At 41.9% G+C, this 17,771-nt stretch carries 16 protein-coding genes; 11 read left to right on the top strand and 5 right to left on the bottom strand.

Translation table 11 applies throughout. From position 1 onward, the window contains the following. Window positions 1-119 precede the first annotated feature (119 nt). Window positions 120-902 carry a phosphate signaling complex protein PhoU gene (phoU, locus tag CXF69_RS07355; protein ID WP_102078266.1) on the top strand — a complete coding sequence of 261 codons (783 nt, stop codon included), beginning with the start codon at window positions 120-122 and terminating at the stop codon, window positions 900-902. A 99-nt stretch (window positions 903-1,001) separates the two neighbouring features. On the opposite strand, the gene CXF69_RS07350 is transcribed toward phoU, so the two are convergent. Further along, window positions 1,002-1,292: an oxidative damage protection protein gene (locus tag CXF69_RS07350; protein ID WP_057757820.1), complete on the bottom strand. Its 291-nt coding sequence runs from the start codon at window positions 1,290-1,292 to the stop codon at window positions 1,002-1,004. A 316-nt stretch (window positions 1,293-1,608) separates the two neighbouring features. Next, entirely contained in the window at window positions 1,609-2,982 is a 1,374-nt protein-coding gene (gene argH / locus CXF69_RS07345; protein ID WP_102078267.1) for an argininosuccinate lyase, read from the bottom strand. Window positions 2,983-3,221: 239 nt separating this feature from the next. On the opposite strand from argH, the gene CXF69_RS07340 reads away from it, so the two are divergent. From CXF69_RS07340 to CXF69_RS07315, 6 genes are all read left to right on the top strand, one after another. Further along, the gene (locus CXF69_RS07340; RefSeq protein WP_228706752.1) at window positions 3,222-4,247 is read left to right on the top strand and encodes a histidine kinase; all 1,026 of its coding nucleotides are present in this window, start codon (window positions 3,222-3,224) and stop codon (window positions 4,245-4,247) included. Between the two features lie 329 nt (window positions 4,248-4,576). Continuing rightward, entirely contained in the window at window positions 4,577-5,314 is a 738-nt protein-coding gene (locus tag CXF69_RS07335) for a LytR/AlgR family response regulator transcription factor (protein ID WP_102078269.1), read from the top strand. Between the two features lie 228 nt (window positions 5,315-5,542). Next, complete coding sequence (gene hemC / locus CXF69_RS07330) at window positions 5,543-6,577, top strand: hydroxymethylbilane synthase (RefSeq protein ID WP_101204640.1); 1,035 nt, start codon at window positions 5,543-5,545, stop codon at window positions 6,575-6,577. A 118-nt stretch (window positions 6,578-6,695) separates the two neighbouring features. Further along, a complete protein-coding gene (locus CXF69_RS07325) occupies window positions 6,696-7,685 on the top strand; it encodes a uroporphyrinogen-III synthase (RefSeq protein WP_416374997.1) in 990 nt (329 codons plus the stop codon). 60 nt (window positions 7,686-7,745) lie between these two features. After that, a complete protein-coding gene (locus tag CXF69_RS07320) occupies window positions 7,746-8,780 on the top strand; it encodes a hypothetical protein (RefSeq protein WP_102078271.1) in 1,035 nt (344 codons plus the stop codon). A gap of 52 nt (window positions 8,781-8,832) precedes the next feature. Beyond that, the gene (locus CXF69_RS07315) at window positions 8,833-9,324 is read left to right on the top strand and encodes an acyl-CoA thioesterase (RefSeq protein ID WP_102078272.1); all 492 of its coding nucleotides are present in this window, start codon (window positions 8,833-8,835) and stop codon (window positions 9,322-9,324) included. A gap of 142 nt (window positions 9,325-9,466) precedes the next feature. Here the strand turns inward: CXF69_RS07315 and ribBA are convergent, their stop codons facing one another. Both ribBA and CXF69_RS07305 read right to left on the bottom strand, forming a co-directional pair. Then, window positions 9,467-10,579 (bottom strand): bifunctional 3,4-dihydroxy-2-butanone-4-phosphate synthase/GTP cyclohydrolase II, encoded by a 1,113-nt coding sequence (ribBA, locus tag CXF69_RS07310; RefSeq protein ID WP_057757842.1) that lies wholly within the window; start codon window positions 10,577-10,579, stop codon window positions 9,467-9,469. Between the two features lie 387 nt (window positions 10,580-10,966). Further along, window positions 10,967-12,256, bottom strand: a complete 1,290-nt coding sequence (locus CXF69_RS07305) for a replication-associated recombination protein A (protein ID WP_102078273.1) — start codon at window positions 12,254-12,256, stop codon at window positions 10,967-10,969. A gap of 451 nt (window positions 12,257-12,707) precedes the next feature. Here CXF69_RS07305 and CXF69_RS07300 point away from each other — a divergent pair, with 451 nt between their 5' ends. Both CXF69_RS07300 and CXF69_RS07295 read left to right on the top strand, forming a co-directional pair. Continuing rightward, window positions 12,708-13,238 (top strand): type IV secretion protein Rhs, encoded by a 531-nt coding sequence (locus CXF69_RS07300; protein WP_102078274.1) that lies wholly within the window; start codon window positions 12,708-12,710, stop codon window positions 13,236-13,238. A 218-nt stretch (window positions 13,239-13,456) separates the two neighbouring features. Next, entirely contained in the window at window positions 13,457-14,389 is a 933-nt protein-coding gene (locus CXF69_RS07295; RefSeq protein ID WP_228706751.1) for a hypothetical protein, read from the top strand. Between the two features lie 132 nt (window positions 14,390-14,521). Here the strand turns inward: CXF69_RS07295 and gltA are convergent, their stop codons facing one another. Further along, complete coding sequence (gene gltA, locus CXF69_RS07290) at window positions 14,522-15,802, bottom strand: citrate synthase (RefSeq protein ID WP_102078275.1); 1,281 nt, start codon at window positions 15,800-15,802, stop codon at window positions 14,522-14,524. A 1,016-nt stretch (window positions 15,803-16,818) separates the two neighbouring features. Here gltA and sdhC point away from each other — a divergent pair. Further along, on the top strand, window positions 16,819-17,205 hold the full coding sequence (sdhC, locus tag CXF69_RS07285) for a succinate dehydrogenase, cytochrome b556 subunit (RefSeq protein WP_082624524.1): 387 nt from the start codon (window positions 16,819-16,821) through the stop codon (window positions 17,203-17,205). Between the two features lie 2 nt (window positions 17,206-17,207). Continuing rightward, window positions 17,208-17,612 (top strand): succinate dehydrogenase, hydrophobic membrane anchor protein, encoded by a 405-nt coding sequence (sdhD, locus tag CXF69_RS07280; RefSeq protein WP_057762261.1) that lies wholly within the window; start codon window positions 17,208-17,210, stop codon window positions 17,610-17,612. Window positions 17,613-17,771: the final 159 nt, after the last annotated feature.

The following is a 17,771-nucleotide window of genomic DNA, read 5'->3' as shown; positions in this document are numbered from 1 at the left end:
CATTGATTGAGATTGAAATCGGTACAAGCAGACAAAGCTGATTAGTATGTCATAGGCTGACCTTCTAACTTCATAGGCACACTGCGCTATTAAAATATAGATTCTAGGGAATACCTCTCATGCAAAGTGATAAGCATATCTCCAAAAGTTTTGACCAAGATCTTGATGAAGCCATTCGTTTATTTTTATATATGGGTGATAGCGCGGCTAACCAAGTGGCCAAAGCTATTCATGCTCTTATCGATAAAGATGAAACACTAGCGCAAGAAGTCATCGATATGGATTTCGATATCAATCGAATGGAAGTTGAACTCGACGAGCATATTTTGTTATTGGTCGCCAAGCGCCAGCCAGCTGCCAGTGATTTGCGCTTAGTCATGTCAATCAGTAAAGGTGTGGTTGATTTGGAACGTATCGGCGATGAAGCGGTAAAAATTGCGCGAATGGCCAGTAAAATAGCGGCAGAAGGCAAATCAGCATACGGCTATGCTGAAGTTCAGCATCTGAGTAATCAAGTTCGTCTGATGCTAAACAACTCGCTAGAAGCTTTTAGTCAATCGAATGCGGAGCAAGCGTTTGAAGTGATGCGTAATGATAGCGTGGTCAATACCGAATATCAGTCAGCCATTCGTGCCTTAATGACCTATATTATGGAAGACTCGCGCCATGTATCAAAAGTCATCAATATCATGTGGATATTACGATCGCTTGAGCGTATCGGTGACCATGCACAAAATGTCGCAGAGCTAGTCATTAACTATATCAGTGGGCAGGACGTGCGTCATTCAGACTATGCGATGGTCGAAAAAGCGGTGCAGGAAGCCAATGATCGCTTAGCTGCTCGTCAAGTTAGTACATTGTCAGCCAATGAGCTCGAAACATCAGATAGTGATGAAGGCTGATAAGAAAGGCTATGGTTTTTACCATATAATAAAAAACGCGCTATAGTAAGCGCGTTTTTTTATGATTATTAGATATTGCTATTAGGAGGTAAGTACATCCTAGCTTTCAGGTGTCCAACCTTGTGCGCGCTCATAGTCTTCATTGTCTAAGAACTTATCACGCTGCTCTGTTAAGAACTTTTTAGCAGCAGGATCCATCATGCTTAGATGATTCTCATTAATAAGCATCGTTTGATGCTCAAGCCATTCTTTCCACGCTTTTTCAGATACGGTCTCTTGCAGCTCTTGGCCTTTCTTATTAGGGAAGGGTGGATGCGGCATCTTTGGTAAATCTTGCTTATATTTACGGCAAAACACAGTATTTGCTTGAGGGTTAAAAGTCTCAGTCATAAGGCATTCCTTATTCATTATATTAAGTGGTTAAATCAAATATCATATGAGTCTATGATAACGGTCTTGGTAGATTTAGCAAAGGGTACTAATGTATATCGTCAAGCCTCTATCCATTTTTTATACAGTCTTTGGTAGTTGGTGTATGACAAATACTATCTACGTTTAACCTTTTTATTTAGATTTTCAAAGCTAGTGATATTTTGAAAATGACATTGGCCAAACCAGTAGAGGTCATAGGACAAATAAAAACACCCACATGGATAGCGGGTGTTAAATTTATATTAGCAGGTTAGCTTTTATTCAAAAGTACTGGTTAGGCAAAGGCTTTTAGGCGAGCACGGCCATTGACCACCGCTTGCTTGACTTGGTTTGGCGCAGTGCCACCCAAATGGTCACGAGCTGCTAATGAGCCTTCTAGCGTTAGATAGTCGAAGACATCCTCACCGATGGCATCGCTAAATTGCTGTAGCTGTGCTAATGACAAATCACTTAGATCAACGCCCTCTTTGATGCCTAAAGCAACAGCGTTACCAACTACTTCATGCGCGTCACGGAATGCCACGCCTTGACGTACTAGGTAATCTGCCAAGTCAGTCGCAGTCGCATAGCCTTTCATCGTCGCAGCACGCATGGCATCGACGTTTGGCGTGATGTTTGGTAGCATATCAGCAAAGGCAAGCAGCGAACCTGTCAACGTATCAACGCAATCAAACAAAGGCTCTTTGTCTTCTTGGTTGTCTTTGTTGTAGGCAAGTGGCTGGCTCTTCATTAGGCTAAGCAAAGTCATCAACTGACCAAAGACACGTGCCGCTTTACCACGTACCAACTCCGGTACGTCAGGGTTCTTCTTTTGCGGCATAATCGATGAGCCAGTACAGAAGCGGTCTGGTATCTGCACAAAATTAAACTGCGCTGACATCCAAAGAATAATCTCTTCGCTCATGCGTGACATATGCATCATCAGGATAGAAGCCGCTGAAGTAAACTCAATCGCAAAGTCACGGTCCGAAACAGCATCGAGTGAGTTTTGACAGATACCTTCAAAACCTAGTAGTTCGGCAGTGATGGTACGATCGATTGGGAAAGTCGTACCAGCAAGCGCTGCGCTACCAAGTGGCATCTGATTGATACGGCGACGTGCATCAACAAGACGCTCGGTATCGCGATACAACATCTCAAACCATGCCATCACGTGATGGCCAAAGCTAACAGGCTGTGCCGTTTGCAAATGAGTAAAGCCTGGCATGATAGTATCAGTATGCTTCTCAGCTAAATCAAGCAAGCCGCTTTGTAAGCGTACTAATAACTCAATAATATTATCAGTCTCTTCGCGCAACCATAGGCGAATATCTGTGGCTACCTGATCGTTACGGCTACGACCAGTATGTAGCTTTTTACCAACGGCACCTATAATATCAGTCAAACGCGACTCTACATTCATATGCACGTCTTCGAGAGCGATCGACCAGTTAAACTCACCTGCTTCAATCTCGCGCAATACTTGCTGCAAGCCGTCAACAATGGTGGCAACTTCATCGGCAGTTAAAATATCACATTCTTTTAGCATCGTTGCATGCGCAATCGAGCCTTGAATATCGTGACGAGCAAAGCGCTGGTCGAAGCCAACAGAGGCAGTAAAGGCAGCAACGAAGCTATCTGTCGCTTCACTGAAGCGCCCGCCCCACATTTGTTGGCCTTGGCTACTAGCAGGCGTAGTCTGCGTTGTGGTACTTGTTATAGGAGCATCTGTGCTAAAATCAGAGCCAGATGAACTTTTACTTGATTCAGGATTACTAGGTTTTGAAGAATTGGCGTTCATATCGGTACAAGACAAGTCAGCAGAATAAGAACTCGAGTATAGCAAATGATGAGGTTGCCTTACTAGCTACACGCTTAGAGTTTTTTATTCCTAAACTCATGGAGATCATGAGGCCTTGGCAGTGGCTGACATATATCTTTTTTTGGTCATTGTTCCTAACGGTAATGGAGCGCCATAGTCTAGCCACTTGGTCAGATTTCATGATTCAGTTTGTACGTAGCTTCACTCAAAACGCTCTGACAGTTATCCCATCACTTTATCTAGTTGACTACCTACGTCCTGCATTTAAAAATACCAGTATTCTTAACGTAAGTATGCGGATTGTACTGTTACTGATGTTTGCTGCTGCAGTTTCGATGGCGTTAGTCACATTATCTATGATTAATTTCGGTTGGCTAACATATGATAGTCGCACGTTTGTATTAAATATCGTGCTCAATACAGTATTGGCGGGTGGTTTTACTACTGTATTTTTATTATATTTTTTGCGTAGCTATCGTGAGCTTAATGCGCTTAAGTTGTCCTTTGAATATAAATTAACCGCACAAAATGATCTCATAAAAGCCCGTACGGCCCCGCACTTTTTCTTTAATACTATCAATACACTCGTATCACTGATTGAATCGAACCCGCCCAAAGCCGCTGATTTATTACAGCACGTTTCTGCATTGTTCCGCGCTAGTTTTAGTGGTACACGTGAGATTAGCTTTGAAGAAGAGATTGATCTTTGTGAGCATTATTTGGCAATCGAATCTAGTCGTTTAGCAGACAAGCTCGAAGTCAATTGGAAGTTACCTGAAGAAGATATCATGTATGACATGGTTATCACTGCGCTAACGCTACAAAGCGTGCTAGAGAAAATACTCCTCAATGTGGTAGAGCTGACCACAGAAACTATCTGTATTAATATTGAAGTCACGTGGGAACAACACCGAGTTAAAATCATGATTGATGTTGCGCTTCCCAAAAAGACACTAATTATCAATCATGACTTGCGTCAGCATATGAATTTCTATATTCAAGCTGATCGTTTGCGCGCCCATTTTGGACAAAGTGCTGATATCCAAAGCTCGGTAGCCAGTACGCAGATTATCACCATCATCGACTATCCTCTACAAGACGTCGGTTTATAACTTACTGTTCTTTATTAGCTTTCTCCATTCTTTTACCTTTCAAAAGCCTATATGGCATACTTATTGCATCACTATGTATAGACGTCATAATTTATGCTTGATAAATAATGATTACGAATAAGTAATATCATAACTACCGTGAAACACAATTACACCATATAAAATCTACCGATAGCAGGAGTATATTGTCCGCTATAAAAACTGGTAGCTTTCGTCAGAATTTTATTAAATAATTTAGATTTTATATTCTAAGTGATTGATAATGAGTGCTAATATAGCCGTAATATTATTACATAAAATATTAAGTATGTCCTTGGATGGGAGTTTGCATGCGTATCGTAGTTTGTGATGATGAGCCCCTAGCGCGTGAGCGCTTGGTGAGAATTGTACAGGAGTCAGGCCATGAGGTAGTTGCTCAGGCCACAACAGGTGCAGAAGCCATCGTCGCTGTAAAAACCCAGCAGCCAGATATTATATTATTAGATATTCGAATGCCTGAAATGGACGGCGTGCGCTGTGCTCAAGAACTTGCCAAACTTGAGCATCCACCAGCGATTATATTTGTGACGGCATACGACCATTATGCGATCGCAGCGTTAAAAGCCAATGCAATTGGCTATTTGTTGAAACCTGCAAACAAAGATGAGCTACTAGAGGCATTAAACAAAGCGAAGAATCTAAATGCTGCTCAACTAAACGAAATTCGCAAGCTTGAAGACCCGACAGCACGTCCGATACGTGAACATATCGCTGCTCGTACGCATCGCGGTGTTGAATTGATTAAGCTAAAAGATATCTACTATTTTGCAGCAGATCAAAAATACGTCAAAGTACGTCACAAAGATGGCATGGTATTGATTGATGAAACGCTAAAAGAGTTAGAGCAAGAATTTGATGATCGTCTGTTCCGAGTACATCGCAATGCCATCATCAACCTTAGTTATTTGGACTTTTTAGAAACTCTAGATGCAGGCCAGTATCAGATACGTTTTAAAGGTATTGATGAGACGCTAGCGGTCAGTCGTCGTCACTTACCTGCCTTACGTGATAAAATCCAAAGCATGTGATAGGCTGTCCTGATAGCGACCAATCATTCCATATCATCAAACCCTTATTTATGCTTAAATAGGGGTATTTTTTTGCGTCAGCATCTACTATTAATCATTTGAGTCGCCTATGCTTTGGCAAATTTACCCTATCGAGTAATATCGATATTATTCAGTATAAATACGAATAGTACTGACATAGGGACTATAGCCACTATAGTATTAGTATCGAACTTATTGAGGCCCTTTATGAGCAATTCGCAGCAACCTGTTTTGACTACTCTAAATATCGCTACACGTCAAAGTCCTTTAGCCCTATGGCAGGCTGAGCATATTCGTGATCGTTTATTGGCGTTGTATCCTGATCTGACGATTAATTTACTAAAAATTGTCACTAAGGGTGACAAGATTTTGGATACACCTTTGGCCAAAATCGGTGGCAAAGGATTGTTTGTAAAAGAGCTTGAGCAAGCGCTGTATGACAAACAAGCAGATATAGCAGTGCACTCGCTAAAAGATGTACCGATGCAGCTTCCCGAAGGCCTCACATTAGGCGTCTACTGTAAACGCGCCTCACCAACAGATGCCTTTGTATCAAACACTTATAATAGTATTGATGAGCTACCACAAGGTGCAGTCGTTGGGACATCAAGTTTACGTCGTCAATGCCAAATCAAAGCCTATCGTCCTGACCTGCAAATCAAAACGTTGCGCGGCAATGTCGGCACTCGTTTGGGCAAGCTAGATGCTGGTGAATACGATGCCATTATTCTGGCAACGAGCGGCTTGCAGCGTATTGAGCTAGACGAGAGAATACGCGGTGAGCTTGATATCGCAGCTTGCTTGCCTGCAGTTGGGCAAGGTGCCTTAGCAATCGAATGCCGTGAAGGCGATGAAGAAGTCCTTAAATTACTTGCACCACTCAATGATGACAAAGCCCGTATTCGACTTATCGCTGAGCGTGCTCTGAACCGTCATTTAGAGGGCGGCTGCCAAGTACCGATCGCCGCTTATGCAGTTCTGCAGACAGCTGAAGAAACCAGCGTTAATAATGATAACAATGGTGATAACGGCAATAACGACAGCGGGAATGTGCTATGGCTACGCGGTCGAGTGGGTCAGGCCGATGGTAGCGAATTGTTGAAGGCAGACAAACGAGCTACGTTGGTTGGGACACAAGCTGAGCAAGAATCCCAAGCCAACCAACTGGGTATCGATGTCGCAGAAATGCTACTTGCCGATGGTGCAGGCGCTATTTTGTCAGCGATCTATCAGCCTGAGTAGTAAAAGTACAGTCGCTATAGGTTGGATTAACCGTAAGATAGGCTGATCTAAGCATCAGCCATTTTTATATACTTAAGCCTTTTTCATTCGTTTTTGTCATGGTATATCGATGTCATCAATGCCAACTCAGTCTACATACGTAACTTCTCATAAGAATTATGCTAATGATAAGTCAAAAGTAATGCCGCAAATTGTCATTAATACTCGCCCAGTAGAGCGAGCAGCACCGTTGACGCAGCATTTGCAAGCGGCAGGATTGACAGTGGTTGAGATGCCAATGTTGACGCTACGACCACGTCCAACAACTGATCTAGATATTGCATTAATGCATCGGTGGCTGGCGGGGAAGTACAAAGCGCTTGTTATCGTCAGTCCAACTGCGGCGGCTTCAGGGCTAGTCGCTTGGCAGTCACTTGAAAATGAATTTAAAGAGTGCGAATACAAAACGACAGACAGTTATGCGCAGAGATTGTCAGAAGGTTTATCATTACCTAGTCCTCTGGTTGCGGTTGGTGAAGCAACAGCGGCAGAGTTCAGTCAGGTGCGTATAGATACAACAAACTATCAAATACTTCAGCCTGAGACGGCCAATAACGAAGGTATGCTAGCAATGCCTGAAATCGATAGCTTACAAGCAGGCGATAAATTGCTGATATGGCGCGGGCTTGGTGGACGTCGATTATTGGTTGATACATTACAGGCGCGCGGTGTACATATCGATAGTATTGCTTGGTACGAGCGTACAATGCCTATCGATGCAATAGCTGAGTATCAGCAGTGGCAACAAGATTTTCTTACTCATAGTACTACGTCAGATATTGCCCTACCAAAGCAGCCAAAGCCAATTGTCGTAATCAGCAGTGCGGCGGCTTTTGAGCATTGGTCAAATATCGTAAATGATGGCCAATCAAAGATAATAAACAAAGAGCAAAATTCTGATGCAGTGACTGATACAACACAGCGTCTATCGCTTACTCTAAAAGATTTTTCTTACGTTGTATTAGGGGAGCGTCTTGCCAATATGGTTGTCGCACAGCAGTTGAGCTACTGGCGAGTAGAGGATTTATCGCCAGATACGATTCTCTCAGCTATTAATTCCAAAATATAATACCTAAAACTTCTCATTTGCTTTAAACATGTTTATCTATACCAATAACGGTACTGCCTTATGTCAATGAATTCTGAGTCCTTATCTAAGGATCCTTCTACTGTTCAGCAGCGCCGGCAAGCAAATATTTTGCTGCTACGGATGCAATGGCTGGTTATCTTATTACTGATCGCTGCATTATTGTGGCTATATATTAGTCAGCAGCGCTTTCAGCATAGTGTCAACGATCGTTTGCAGAGCAATGAGCAAGTAATCAGTCGATTAAACGAAATGGACGATCGTCTATTTGCTATGAGTCAGCAGACGCTGCCAGAACCTAGAGTGAAAGCGAGTAGCCAGGCGCAGAATCAGTTGGACCTGTTGCGTATCCAAATCAAAGCTGCTGATAGACTGTTGGCGGATAGTAATGACAGTGCCGCGATTGAGTTATTGCGAGGTCTACATTGGCAGTTATCGCAAAGCAGTAATGAAATTGCACCTGCGCTAACCATCGTTATAAAGCAAAGTTTGATTAAAGATATTGAGCGTCTCCAGGCGCAAAGCTCGCAGCCAAGCCCGTGGCAAATACAAAATCTGGCGATTCAAAACATTCAGGAGTTTTTGCATAGTCATGAGCGTCTTGGCAGTTATGAAGGTACGGATTTACAGCGTCGAGAGCTGGTAGATGCAGCTACTGAAAATAAACAGCAACTCAAAGCAACCAATGTTGCTGATAATTCAGCGGCTAGTGATACAAATTTAACGCGTCGTCAGCTCACTATCCATGAAGTCATCATGACGTTGAATTTAGCAAGCCAAGCCAGCAATATGCGTAAGCAGGATCAACTTGTCAGCTATTTGACGCAAGCACGCAAACAGTTAAAAACGTTGGTGCCTAAGGCTTCAACTAGCGATAATAAAAAGTCAGCACAAGCTGGTGCGATTGGCATTGTACAAGCAGATAAAAAACCAATCGATGGTCAAAGTAATCTTGAGACAATGAAAGCACCGAGTGACATACCAGAAGTAATTGTATGGCTAAATCAGTTGATTGCTCATGCACCCAAACCAACGCCATTATTGACGACAGAAATTTTAGACAAGCCGCAACGCTAAAGAGAGTTAGTCACAAGAGTTAATACAGAAAATATAAAACGTAAGGTAAGCAATGACCCATTCTAATGAAAGCTCAACATCTATATCTGATGCAGCAAACGAACACCGCCCTGAATTACTAGCTCATTATCCTGTTATTCATCATCAGCCGATACAGTGGGGAGAGATGGATGCCTTCAATCACCTGAACAATGTGGTTTACTATCGTTACGCTGAGTCAGCGCGTATTAGTTATTTGCATGCGCTAGGTATGTTTGATGGCAGTATGGTCACTGTTTTAGCCCAGTCTAGCTGCCAGTATTTACGCCCAGTCACTTATCCTGATACATTATTATTAGGAGTTCGTTGTAAGCGTTTAGGCAATACAAGTATGGCGATGGAATATAGTTACTATAGTATCGCACAAGAGATTATAGTTGCTACAGCAGAGGCTGTGGTAGTGCGTCTGGATAGTGAGGGAAAAGGTAAATTGCCATGGACGGCAGCAGAGCGTCAACAGCTGCTAGCACTGGAAGCCAAGTTTGGTCATACGCCTAAGCTTTAGGTTGGTTCCTATGTGAGTCGATTGTTCATTTCTTGAAAAAAGTTATCTTGAATTAAAAGCTAAAAACAAAAAAAGGCACGCTAACATAATGTCAGCGTGCCTTTTCTATAACTCATTCTTCAACTAATCTCTTAAACAGTTTTTAGTCTTGTTGCGGCGCATGAACAAAATCAACCACATTTAGATCAAAACCTGACAATGCAAAAAACTTCATTGGCGATGATAATAAGCGCATATCACGGACACCTAAATGACGTAATATCTGTGCACCAACACCGATGCTACGATATGGCTGTTGCGTGATGGTTGATTGCGACTCGTTGTCCGCGGCTTTATCCAACGCATCTCCCAAATCAACTGGCTGATTGCTACCAATCCATACCAGCACACCGCGATCTGAAGCACTGATTTCTTCTAGTGCTGACTGTACGCTCCAGCCACTACGGCCAGTCATATCATTTTTAGCTGCAAACAAATCGCGTAATGGGTGGAAACCGTGTACACGTACAGTGCTGACGCCTTCGCTGACATCACCTTTTACCAAGGCTAAATGTGTTTCTTCAGCGCCAAACTCACGGAAGCGATGTAGCGTAAAAGTACCGTGTTCAGTTTCAAACGGATGTGACTCAATCTCTTCTACCGTTTGCTCATTCGCGATACGATAATTGATAAGGTCAGCAATCGTGCCTATCTTGATGTCATGCTCTTTTGCAAATATTTCAAGGTCGTCACGGCGCGCCATCGTACCATCTGCATTGATAATCTCTACAATCACCGCTGCAGGCTCTAGACCTGCTAAACGTGCTAAATCACAACCCGCTTCTGTATGGCCTGCACGGTGAAGAACACCACCGTTTTGGGCCATAATTGGAAAAATATGTCCAGGCTGAACGATGTCTTCAGGCTTTGCTGATGAAGATACCGCTGCCTGAATAGTACGTGCACGATCACCAGCAGAAATACCCGTAGTGACGCCTTCAGCCGCTTCAATTGAAACAGTAAAGTTGGTGCTAAACTTTGCCTCGTTACGATCTGACATTAGTGGCAGTGCCAATTGCTGGCAACGTGCTTGTGATAAGGTCAAACAAACAAGACCACGCGCGTGAGTAATCATAAAGTTAATATCTTCAGGGCGCACATGCGTCGCTGCCATGATGATATCACCTTCATTTTCGCGGTCTTCATCATCCATCAAGATGACCATTTTTCCAGCACGAATGTCTTCGATAATCTCAGGGATTGCATTTAAACTCATAGTAAATCTCAATATTTTATTACTTATAAATAGGTGTCATTTGGAATATAGGGCTCTATCTGCTTATTGTAGCAGTAGGTAATACAAAGCGCTGTTACGGTCAAGCAAAGCGCTACTACGGTCAAGTAAAGCGCTACTACGGTCAAGTAAAGCGCTACTACGGTCAAGTAAATCGCGCTATAAGCAATATCATTTGATATAAAAGTAACTTGCTTAATTGCTTGTATATATCATTATGAGGTTATTTTAACGCTTTTCAGCGTCACGTGCTGCGCCATCTTCCCACTATATCGTTCAGTATGTCAAAAATAGTCATAAATATTATCAATGAACATTAAAACTGACTCATAAATCTGTGCGTTATATTTTTATTAATCTATATCGCAGTTAATCATTGCTCGCTGCTTGGTTTTTTAACCAATCCATAAATTGCTTACTGTGCTGCTCACGTTGATTATCTGCAAACTCGTAGAAACTGGTACCAACCAAATTATCTGGTAAGTAGCTTTGAGGATAGTAATGGTTAGGATAATCGTGCGGATAAGCATAACCTTGACCGTAGCCTTGACTACGCATCAATTTGGTCACGCCATTGCGCAAGTGTAGCGGTACAGGTGAGGCATCTTTTTCAGCCAACGCCATCGCAGCATTGATTGCTTTATAAGTGCTATTACTCTTGGCACTGGTCGCTAGATACACCACAACTTGACCTAAAATAATACGCGCTTCTGGCATACCGATAGATTGCACACTACGTAATGCCGCATCAGCTAGGAGTAAGGCATTAGGATTGGCATTACCGATATCTTCACTGGCCAAAATCACCAATCGCCGCGCAATAAAATCAGCAGGTTCGCCGCCTACGAGCATACGTGCCATCCAATACAATGCCGCATCTGGATCTGAGCCACGGACGGACTTTATCATCGCTGAAATAATATCGTAATGCTGCTCACCATCTTTGTCATATCTTACCAAAGCAGTTTGTGCCACTCGGCTGACCAATTCATCATCGATAATCACTAGCGACTGCTTGGCATCAGTTGTTTGAATGGCTAACTCTAATAAATTTAGCGCTTTTCGAGCATCACCATGGGCCAGCTGGCTGATGGTATCTTTTGCTTGTAAATCGACGGTCAACTTTTTGAGTATATTGTCTTCCGAGAGTGCTCGTTGCAGCACGGTACTTATCTGCTCAGGTGTTAACGGCTCTAAACGATAAACTTGGCAACGTGATAGTAGAGCGTTGTTGACACTAAATGATGGGTTTTCAGTGGTAGCGCCAATTAAAGTAATATCACCAGACTCTACTGCGCCCAATAGTGCATCTTGCTGTGCTTTATTAAAGCGATGAATCTCATCGATGAAGACTACAGGTGACTCAAATGCCAGTGAGTCTTTATTATCTAAAACTTCACGTAACTGTTTGACACCAGTATTTAATGCGGAGAGCGCATGAAAAGGTCGATTAACGGCATCAGCTAACAACATCGCAATGGTTGTTTTGCCAATACCTGCTTCACCGTGCAGGATAATAGATGGCAGATGCCCTTGCTCTACCAAGCGTCGTAGCGGTGCACCAGTTGCCAGCAAGTGCTCTTGACCAATAATATCGGTAAGAGAAGTAGGGCGCATACGCTGAGCAAGTGGGGTATCGGCATGGAAGTTAGGTGACATAAGACTCTCTATCGAAAAATGAAAAAGCTATTTACTAGCTGCAAAGGTAGTAACGGCAAGGTCTTTATAGTTAAATTTAAATAACAGCATACTAGGCTAACTCCACCATTCTCATTGGATTTTAACACTCGTATACGTTTGGCATGATTTTCGCAGCAATTTTATAATAGCAATGAGTATTAGACATTAGCAGTAGAAGTAGGCTAGTTTATAAGGAGGGTACTTGTTATAAGTCATACGCGCTAGATTAACGCAAAAATATGTTAATGAAAGCTAACTAAGCGTATAGCTTGTGTCCCGAGCACTTTAGTTTTCATCATTTACCTATATTAACGGCTCTACTATTAACAGTTTTACCGTATCGATGGCAAAGGCTGGTCAATCACGACTGTTAACTATTAAATATTAAACACTAAAAATGGCTTATCAAGTATGAGGTATTGCATTAACGATGTCTGAACTGACTCTTAAACGCTTATTCAATCGCTACTTGCGTAGTGATACAGGCAAGCAGCAGTCACGTTATCTGACAGCTGGCGAGATAGCGTTGGCGCATTCAGTATTTGGTAATAGTATCAAACTCGACGAAGTGCAGTTAAAGACAGCATGGTGGGTACTAAAACATTATGCCGTTAGTCCTAATGGCAATATTTACTTTAATTCAGTCGATTGGATTACGGATTTTAGCGAAACTCCATTGAGCAAACAAAGCTGGCTTATACATGAGCTAACGCACGTATGGCAGTTACAGCAAGGCTTAAAAGTGGTACGCGGAGCGATAATCAACCGAAAATACGACTACGTGTTAGAAACAGGCAAATCATTTTTTAAGTATGGTATTGAGCAGCAGGCACGCATGGTTCAAGACTATTTTGTACGTCGTCATCGTGGTCAGAACTGCCAAGAGTGGGAAGCTTGTATTCCATTTTTGACAGAGCAGCCTATTAAGGCAAAAAATACTGATAATCCATCAATCATCTAATTTTAAAGAATAAGATTAAGCTTGGCTGTGATAAGCATAACCGAACTATAGAACAATTAAACTATATAGCAATTGAGATACAGGTCAGTCGGATAAATATTGGATAAGTAAGTTGAACGATTTAACAGTCAACTGTGTCGCTAAAAATCAAAGAATAATGAACCGCAATTGTAACTTACCCTTTTATAATTTTGCTTTACCAAAGGATATATACTCTCATGTTTAAATTTTTGTCAGTAAAGCCTAATGTTGATACTCGATATCCACCGACCTTGCTTGTAGCCGCACTGTCAGGAGTATTGTTTTTGACAGGTTGTCAGCAGTCTGAAACATTGCCTGTAGCTGATGACAGTCAAACCAGTGAAAAAACAAGCGTAGAAGACAGTCAGCCTATGCCAAAAAGTGACTCAGCTGCTGCGCGCATAAAACAATTTCAGCCGATATATGTCGCACAGGCGCAGAGTTTACAGAGACGATTACAAGCGGAATATGAGTCATTGCAAGCGGCAGATGCGTCAGACAGTGAGGAGCTTTTATTACTGAATACTAATAATAATGAAAATACAGATAGTAATAACGAAGTAGCGACCGATGATACCGCTCCCATTGCGAATACTACTGCTACCAGTTCTGCAGAAGTGGCGTCATCGAATATCGATATTGACGCGATAGACAGTGATCCAAATGTAAATGCAGAGGTAGATGTCAATACTAGCACTGAAGTTGGTGAGCGTGATTTAAAAGTTTTGAAACGCATCAGTCTTGAGCCGCGTAAACCTGTTATGTTGACCGAGGATCAAATCATAGAGCGCTATCAGCAAACCATGGATGCCTTGTATCAACCGGTGACTACACCGCTGAGCGCAGAGGATTCTGATACATTAATCAATGTGGCGACCTTGGTTCCGCAGTTATTTGAGCATGCAGAGATTGCTGGTAGAGTAAGTGCAAAAAGTCCGGCACTTGCCCGTTTAATTATTCAGCATCAGGTATGGGAACAAATAGAAGCTCAGCAAGTGGTTGATATGCAGCAAATGAAACAGAAGCAGCAACAAGAGTTTGAAGCTTTGATGGCTAAGTTTAATGAAACCATCGAAGGATACGACGAGCAGATTGCCAAATATGAGCAAACGTTAAAAGAGTTTCAGTAACTGATTATAATTTCATAGACTTAGTTAGTTAGTCATTTCTCATGAAACAATCAATATCGAATAACGAGAGTTAAGACAATAAAAAATCCCGCACGATGGCGGGATTTTTTATTGGATAACGATTATTTTTGCTTACTTGCGATCTTCAACTTTTACAAAATCACGGCGCGTTTCACCAGTGTATAACTGACGTGGACGACCGATTTTGAACGGTGCACTGTGCATTTCTAACCAATGGCTGATCCAACCTGAAGTACGAGCCAATGCAAAGATTACGGTAAACATTGACGTTGGGATACCGATAGCTTTCAAAATGATACCAGAGTAGAAATCAACGTTTGGATATAGGTTACGCTCGATGAAGAACGGGTCTTCTAACGCAATTTTCTCTAGTGCCATTGCCAATTCAAGCTTAGGATCGTTGATACCTAGTGCTTCTAGTACTTCATCACAAGTCTCTTTCATTACTTGAGCGCGTGGATCGAAGTTTTTGTAAACACGGTGACCAAAGCCCATTAGCTTCACTTCACGGCTCTTCACTTTTTCCATAAATTCAGGCACGTTTTCAACAGTACCGATTTCGTCTAACATCTCAAGAACAGCTTCGTTCGCGCCGCCATGTGATGGTCCCCAAAGGGCTGCAATACCAGCAGCGATACATGCATAAGGGTTTGCACCAGTAGAACCAGCTAAACGTACCGTTGACGTAGAAGCATTTTGCTCATGGTCAGCGTGCAAGGTAAAGATTTTGTCCATTGCGCGAGTGATAACGTCGTTTTTCTCGTAGTCTACGTCAGCAGGTGTTGCAAACATCATGTACAGGAAGTTTTCTGCGTAGTTAAAGTCATTACGCGGATACATGAACGGTTCGCCTTGTGAGTATTTATAACTCATCGCAGCAAGCGTAGGCATCTTAGCAATCAGACGAATAGCTGTGATTTCGCGATGTTCTTCATTGCTCACGTCTAGGTCTTCATGATAGAACGCTGATAAGGCACCAACAACACCAACCATAATAGCCATTGGATGCGCGTCGCGGCGGAAGCCTTCAAAGAACTTACGCAATTGATCATGAACAGCAGTATGCTCGCGGATTTTTTCAAAAAAGTCTGCTTTTTGCTCAGCAGTAGGTAGGTCACCATGTAGAAGTGCATAAGCAACTTCTAGGTATTCAGCGTTGTTCGCTAGCTCGTCGATAGGGTAGCCGCGGTGTAATAACTCGCCTTTGCCACCATCAATATAAGTAATCTTTGATTCAACAGGAGCAGTTACTTTAAAACCAGGGTCATAAGACCAAAATCCTGATTCTTGTAAAGCAGCAATATCGATAACTGGGCGCCCTAAAGTACCTTTAATAATAGGAAGTTCGTATTCTTCACCATTCACGGTTAGTTTGGCATTAGTATCAGCCATAAATTGCTCTCCATTGGTTTGACTTGTTAGAATAAATTACTACAGACGCATACCCTCGCGTCATTGTCGGTTGAACGGTAAAAGTGCATTCAACTCATTTAGTACGCAGGGTATATTAGCAGCAATTCTTGATGATTTGAAAAAACTTTTATGGACCATGTGTCCAATTGGCGCGGTGTGGCGGTGGTTATTCGCTGTAATTTTTGTATCAAAATATGTCTGTCAGGTTATTTTGCTTAAAATTCATCTCTTTTTGAGCAAGTTTACAGCAGCATTATCAGAGCCATATTTTAGGTTTTTAAATATATTTTAGAGACAAAACTTATAAATAATGACACCAAAAACTGGCAGACTATGCCTAGTAAGCGGATTAAAGTTTGTCATAATAATTACTGTTAAAATCAGTATTATCCTTATTCATTCATTTATTGATTAAATATGTATATATTCTTACTGAATGGATAAATTTGTAATTATCGCTCAGGCATTTTATAATTGTAGGAATTAACTGGCACTAGCTTTGCGCGAATTAATAAATGACCATGTTATAGTGTCGTTCAGAGCGTCTTCTATTCATGCTTATTTACGATTGTCTGGTGTTACGATAGACCAAACCGCATTCTATGGTTTGAATTTTCTTCTTAACCAATATTTTTATTTGTTTGGCATAGGATTTCAAGTGCCTAATATAAGGTCTGCTCTGATATAGAAGACATAGTAACGTTGTCTTACTATTCATACGACCTCTAAAATAGACTGGTTAGTCGATGTTACTCATGTTTATTTTCTTTGTTGTATAATAGATAGGTTGTTTGATATGCCTGTCGATTCGACAAGCGACATTGAACAGTCTATCAATACCTTTATATACATGATCCTTTCTTCATATTTAGCGCAAACTAAACGAAGTCAGCTAGCTCTTCCTTACTTTATTCGTCTCGTGTGTTGCTCAATGCTCAATTGGCACTATTTATGTCAGGCGTTGATAGCAGATACAGGAGTATAACCGCAAAAGGATGCCCGCTGTGAAAAGCAACCGACCTATTGATCTGCCTTTAAGCCAAGTGATTAGCGTTAATCGCTCACCGATCGCGATCGCCTCTATCTTGCATCGTATCTCTGGCATTATTTTATTTTTATTGATTCCTGTCATGTTATGGATACTACAGAACTCATTGGCATCGCCTGAGAGTTTTGCGACCGTATTTGACAACGTACTTGTGCGCTTTTTGGCATGGATATTTGTTGCCGCCATTGCATATCATTTTGTAATGGGTATCAAACATTTATTTGCTGATATGGGCATGAACGAAGAGCTAAAATCTGGCCGCACTGCCTCTATGGTCAGTTTTGTGATTGCAGCGATTTTAGTTGTCGCGTCATTTGTATGGGTGATGTTCTAATGATAAAAAATGATTCAGGAATCAAAAGTGCTACTGGTCTGACAGGTTCAGGCTCACGTGATTGGATTATTCAGCGTATTAGTGCTGTTGTTTTAGCCGTTTATAGTGTGGTGTTGCTGGGCTTCTTTTTGACCCATGGCGATGTCACTTTTGTTGAATGGTCATCATTTATGACCAGCCTACCGATGCGTCTATTCAGCTTGGTTGCAGTACTTGCACTAGCTGGTCATGCTTGGGTTGGGATGTGGACAGTATTTACTGATTATATTACAACAGGCAAACTGGGCTCAAGCGCAGCAGGTTTACGTTTAGTACTACAGTCATTGATGATTATCGCTATTTTAGTATTTCTATTTTGGGGCATCATGATTTTTTGGGGTAACGGTTTCGGTATCGCTGCCGTTTAACCATCTCATAAAAAGCTCTGATATCTATATATAACGACGGATGCATCCAACTGATACATTAGTTGGCAAAGTATTTTAGAGTCATCCGTTGATAGCCAAGAATAGTCATAGCATTGGACTGGCATTACTGATCAGCTAATCTGATTATAGTTGAGTAGG

Source organism: Psychrobacter sp. Choline-02u-9 (genome assembly GCF_002836505.1).
GTDB lineage: Bacteria > Pseudomonadota > Gammaproteobacteria > Pseudomonadales > Moraxellaceae > Psychrobacter.
This window is presented reverse-complemented; position numbering and strand designations above follow the sequence as displayed.

What these genes read in the sequence shown, in the direction of transcription:
- phoU (WP_102078266.1), top strand. Translation starts at nt 120, where the DNA reads ATGCAAAGTGATAAGCATATCTCCAAAAGTTTTGACCAAGATCTTGAT.
- CXF69_RS07350 (WP_057757820.1), bottom strand. Translation starts at nt 1,292, where the DNA reads ATGACTGAGACTTTTAACCCTCAAGCAAATACTGTGTTTTGCCGTAAA.
- argH (WP_102078267.1), bottom strand. Translation starts at nt 2,982, where the DNA reads ATGTGGGGCGGGCGCTTCAGTGAAGCGACAGATAGCTTCGTTGCTGCC.
- CXF69_RS07340 (WP_228706752.1), top strand. Translation starts at nt 3,222, where the DNA reads ATGAGGCCTTGGCAGTGGCTGACATATATCTTTTTTTGGTCATTGTTC.
- CXF69_RS07335 (WP_102078269.1), top strand. Translation starts at nt 4,577, where the DNA reads ATGCGTATCGTAGTTTGTGATGATGAGCCCCTAGCGCGTGAGCGCTTG.
- hemC (WP_101204640.1), top strand. Translation starts at nt 5,543, where the DNA reads ATGAGCAATTCGCAGCAACCTGTTTTGACTACTCTAAATATCGCTACA.
- CXF69_RS07325 (WP_416374997.1), top strand. Translation starts at nt 6,696, where the DNA reads ATGCCAACTCAGTCTACATACGTAACTTCTCATAAGAATTATGCTAAT.
- CXF69_RS07320 (WP_102078271.1), top strand. Translation starts at nt 7,746, where the DNA reads ATGTCAATGAATTCTGAGTCCTTATCTAAGGATCCTTCTACTGTTCAG.
- CXF69_RS07315 (WP_102078272.1), top strand. Translation starts at nt 8,833, where the DNA reads ATGACCCATTCTAATGAAAGCTCAACATCTATATCTGATGCAGCAAAC.
- ribBA (WP_057757842.1), bottom strand. Translation starts at nt 10,579, where the DNA reads ATGAGTTTAAATGCAATCCCTGAGATTATCGAAGACATTCGTGCTGGA.
- CXF69_RS07305 (WP_102078273.1), bottom strand. Translation starts at nt 12,256, where the DNA reads ATGTCACCTAACTTCCATGCCGATACCCCACTTGCTCAGCGTATGCGC.
- CXF69_RS07300 (WP_102078274.1), top strand. Translation starts at nt 12,708, where the DNA reads ATGTCTGAACTGACTCTTAAACGCTTATTCAATCGCTACTTGCGTAGT.
- CXF69_RS07295 (WP_228706751.1), top strand. Translation starts at nt 13,457, where the DNA reads ATGTTTAAATTTTTGTCAGTAAAGCCTAATGTTGATACTCGATATCCA.
- gltA (WP_102078275.1), bottom strand. Translation starts at nt 15,802, where the DNA reads ATGGCTGATACTAATGCCAAACTAACCGTGAATGGTGAAGAATACGAA.
- sdhC (WP_082624524.1), top strand. Translation starts at nt 16,819, where the DNA reads ATGCCCGCTGTGAAAAGCAACCGACCTATTGATCTGCCTTTAAGCCAA.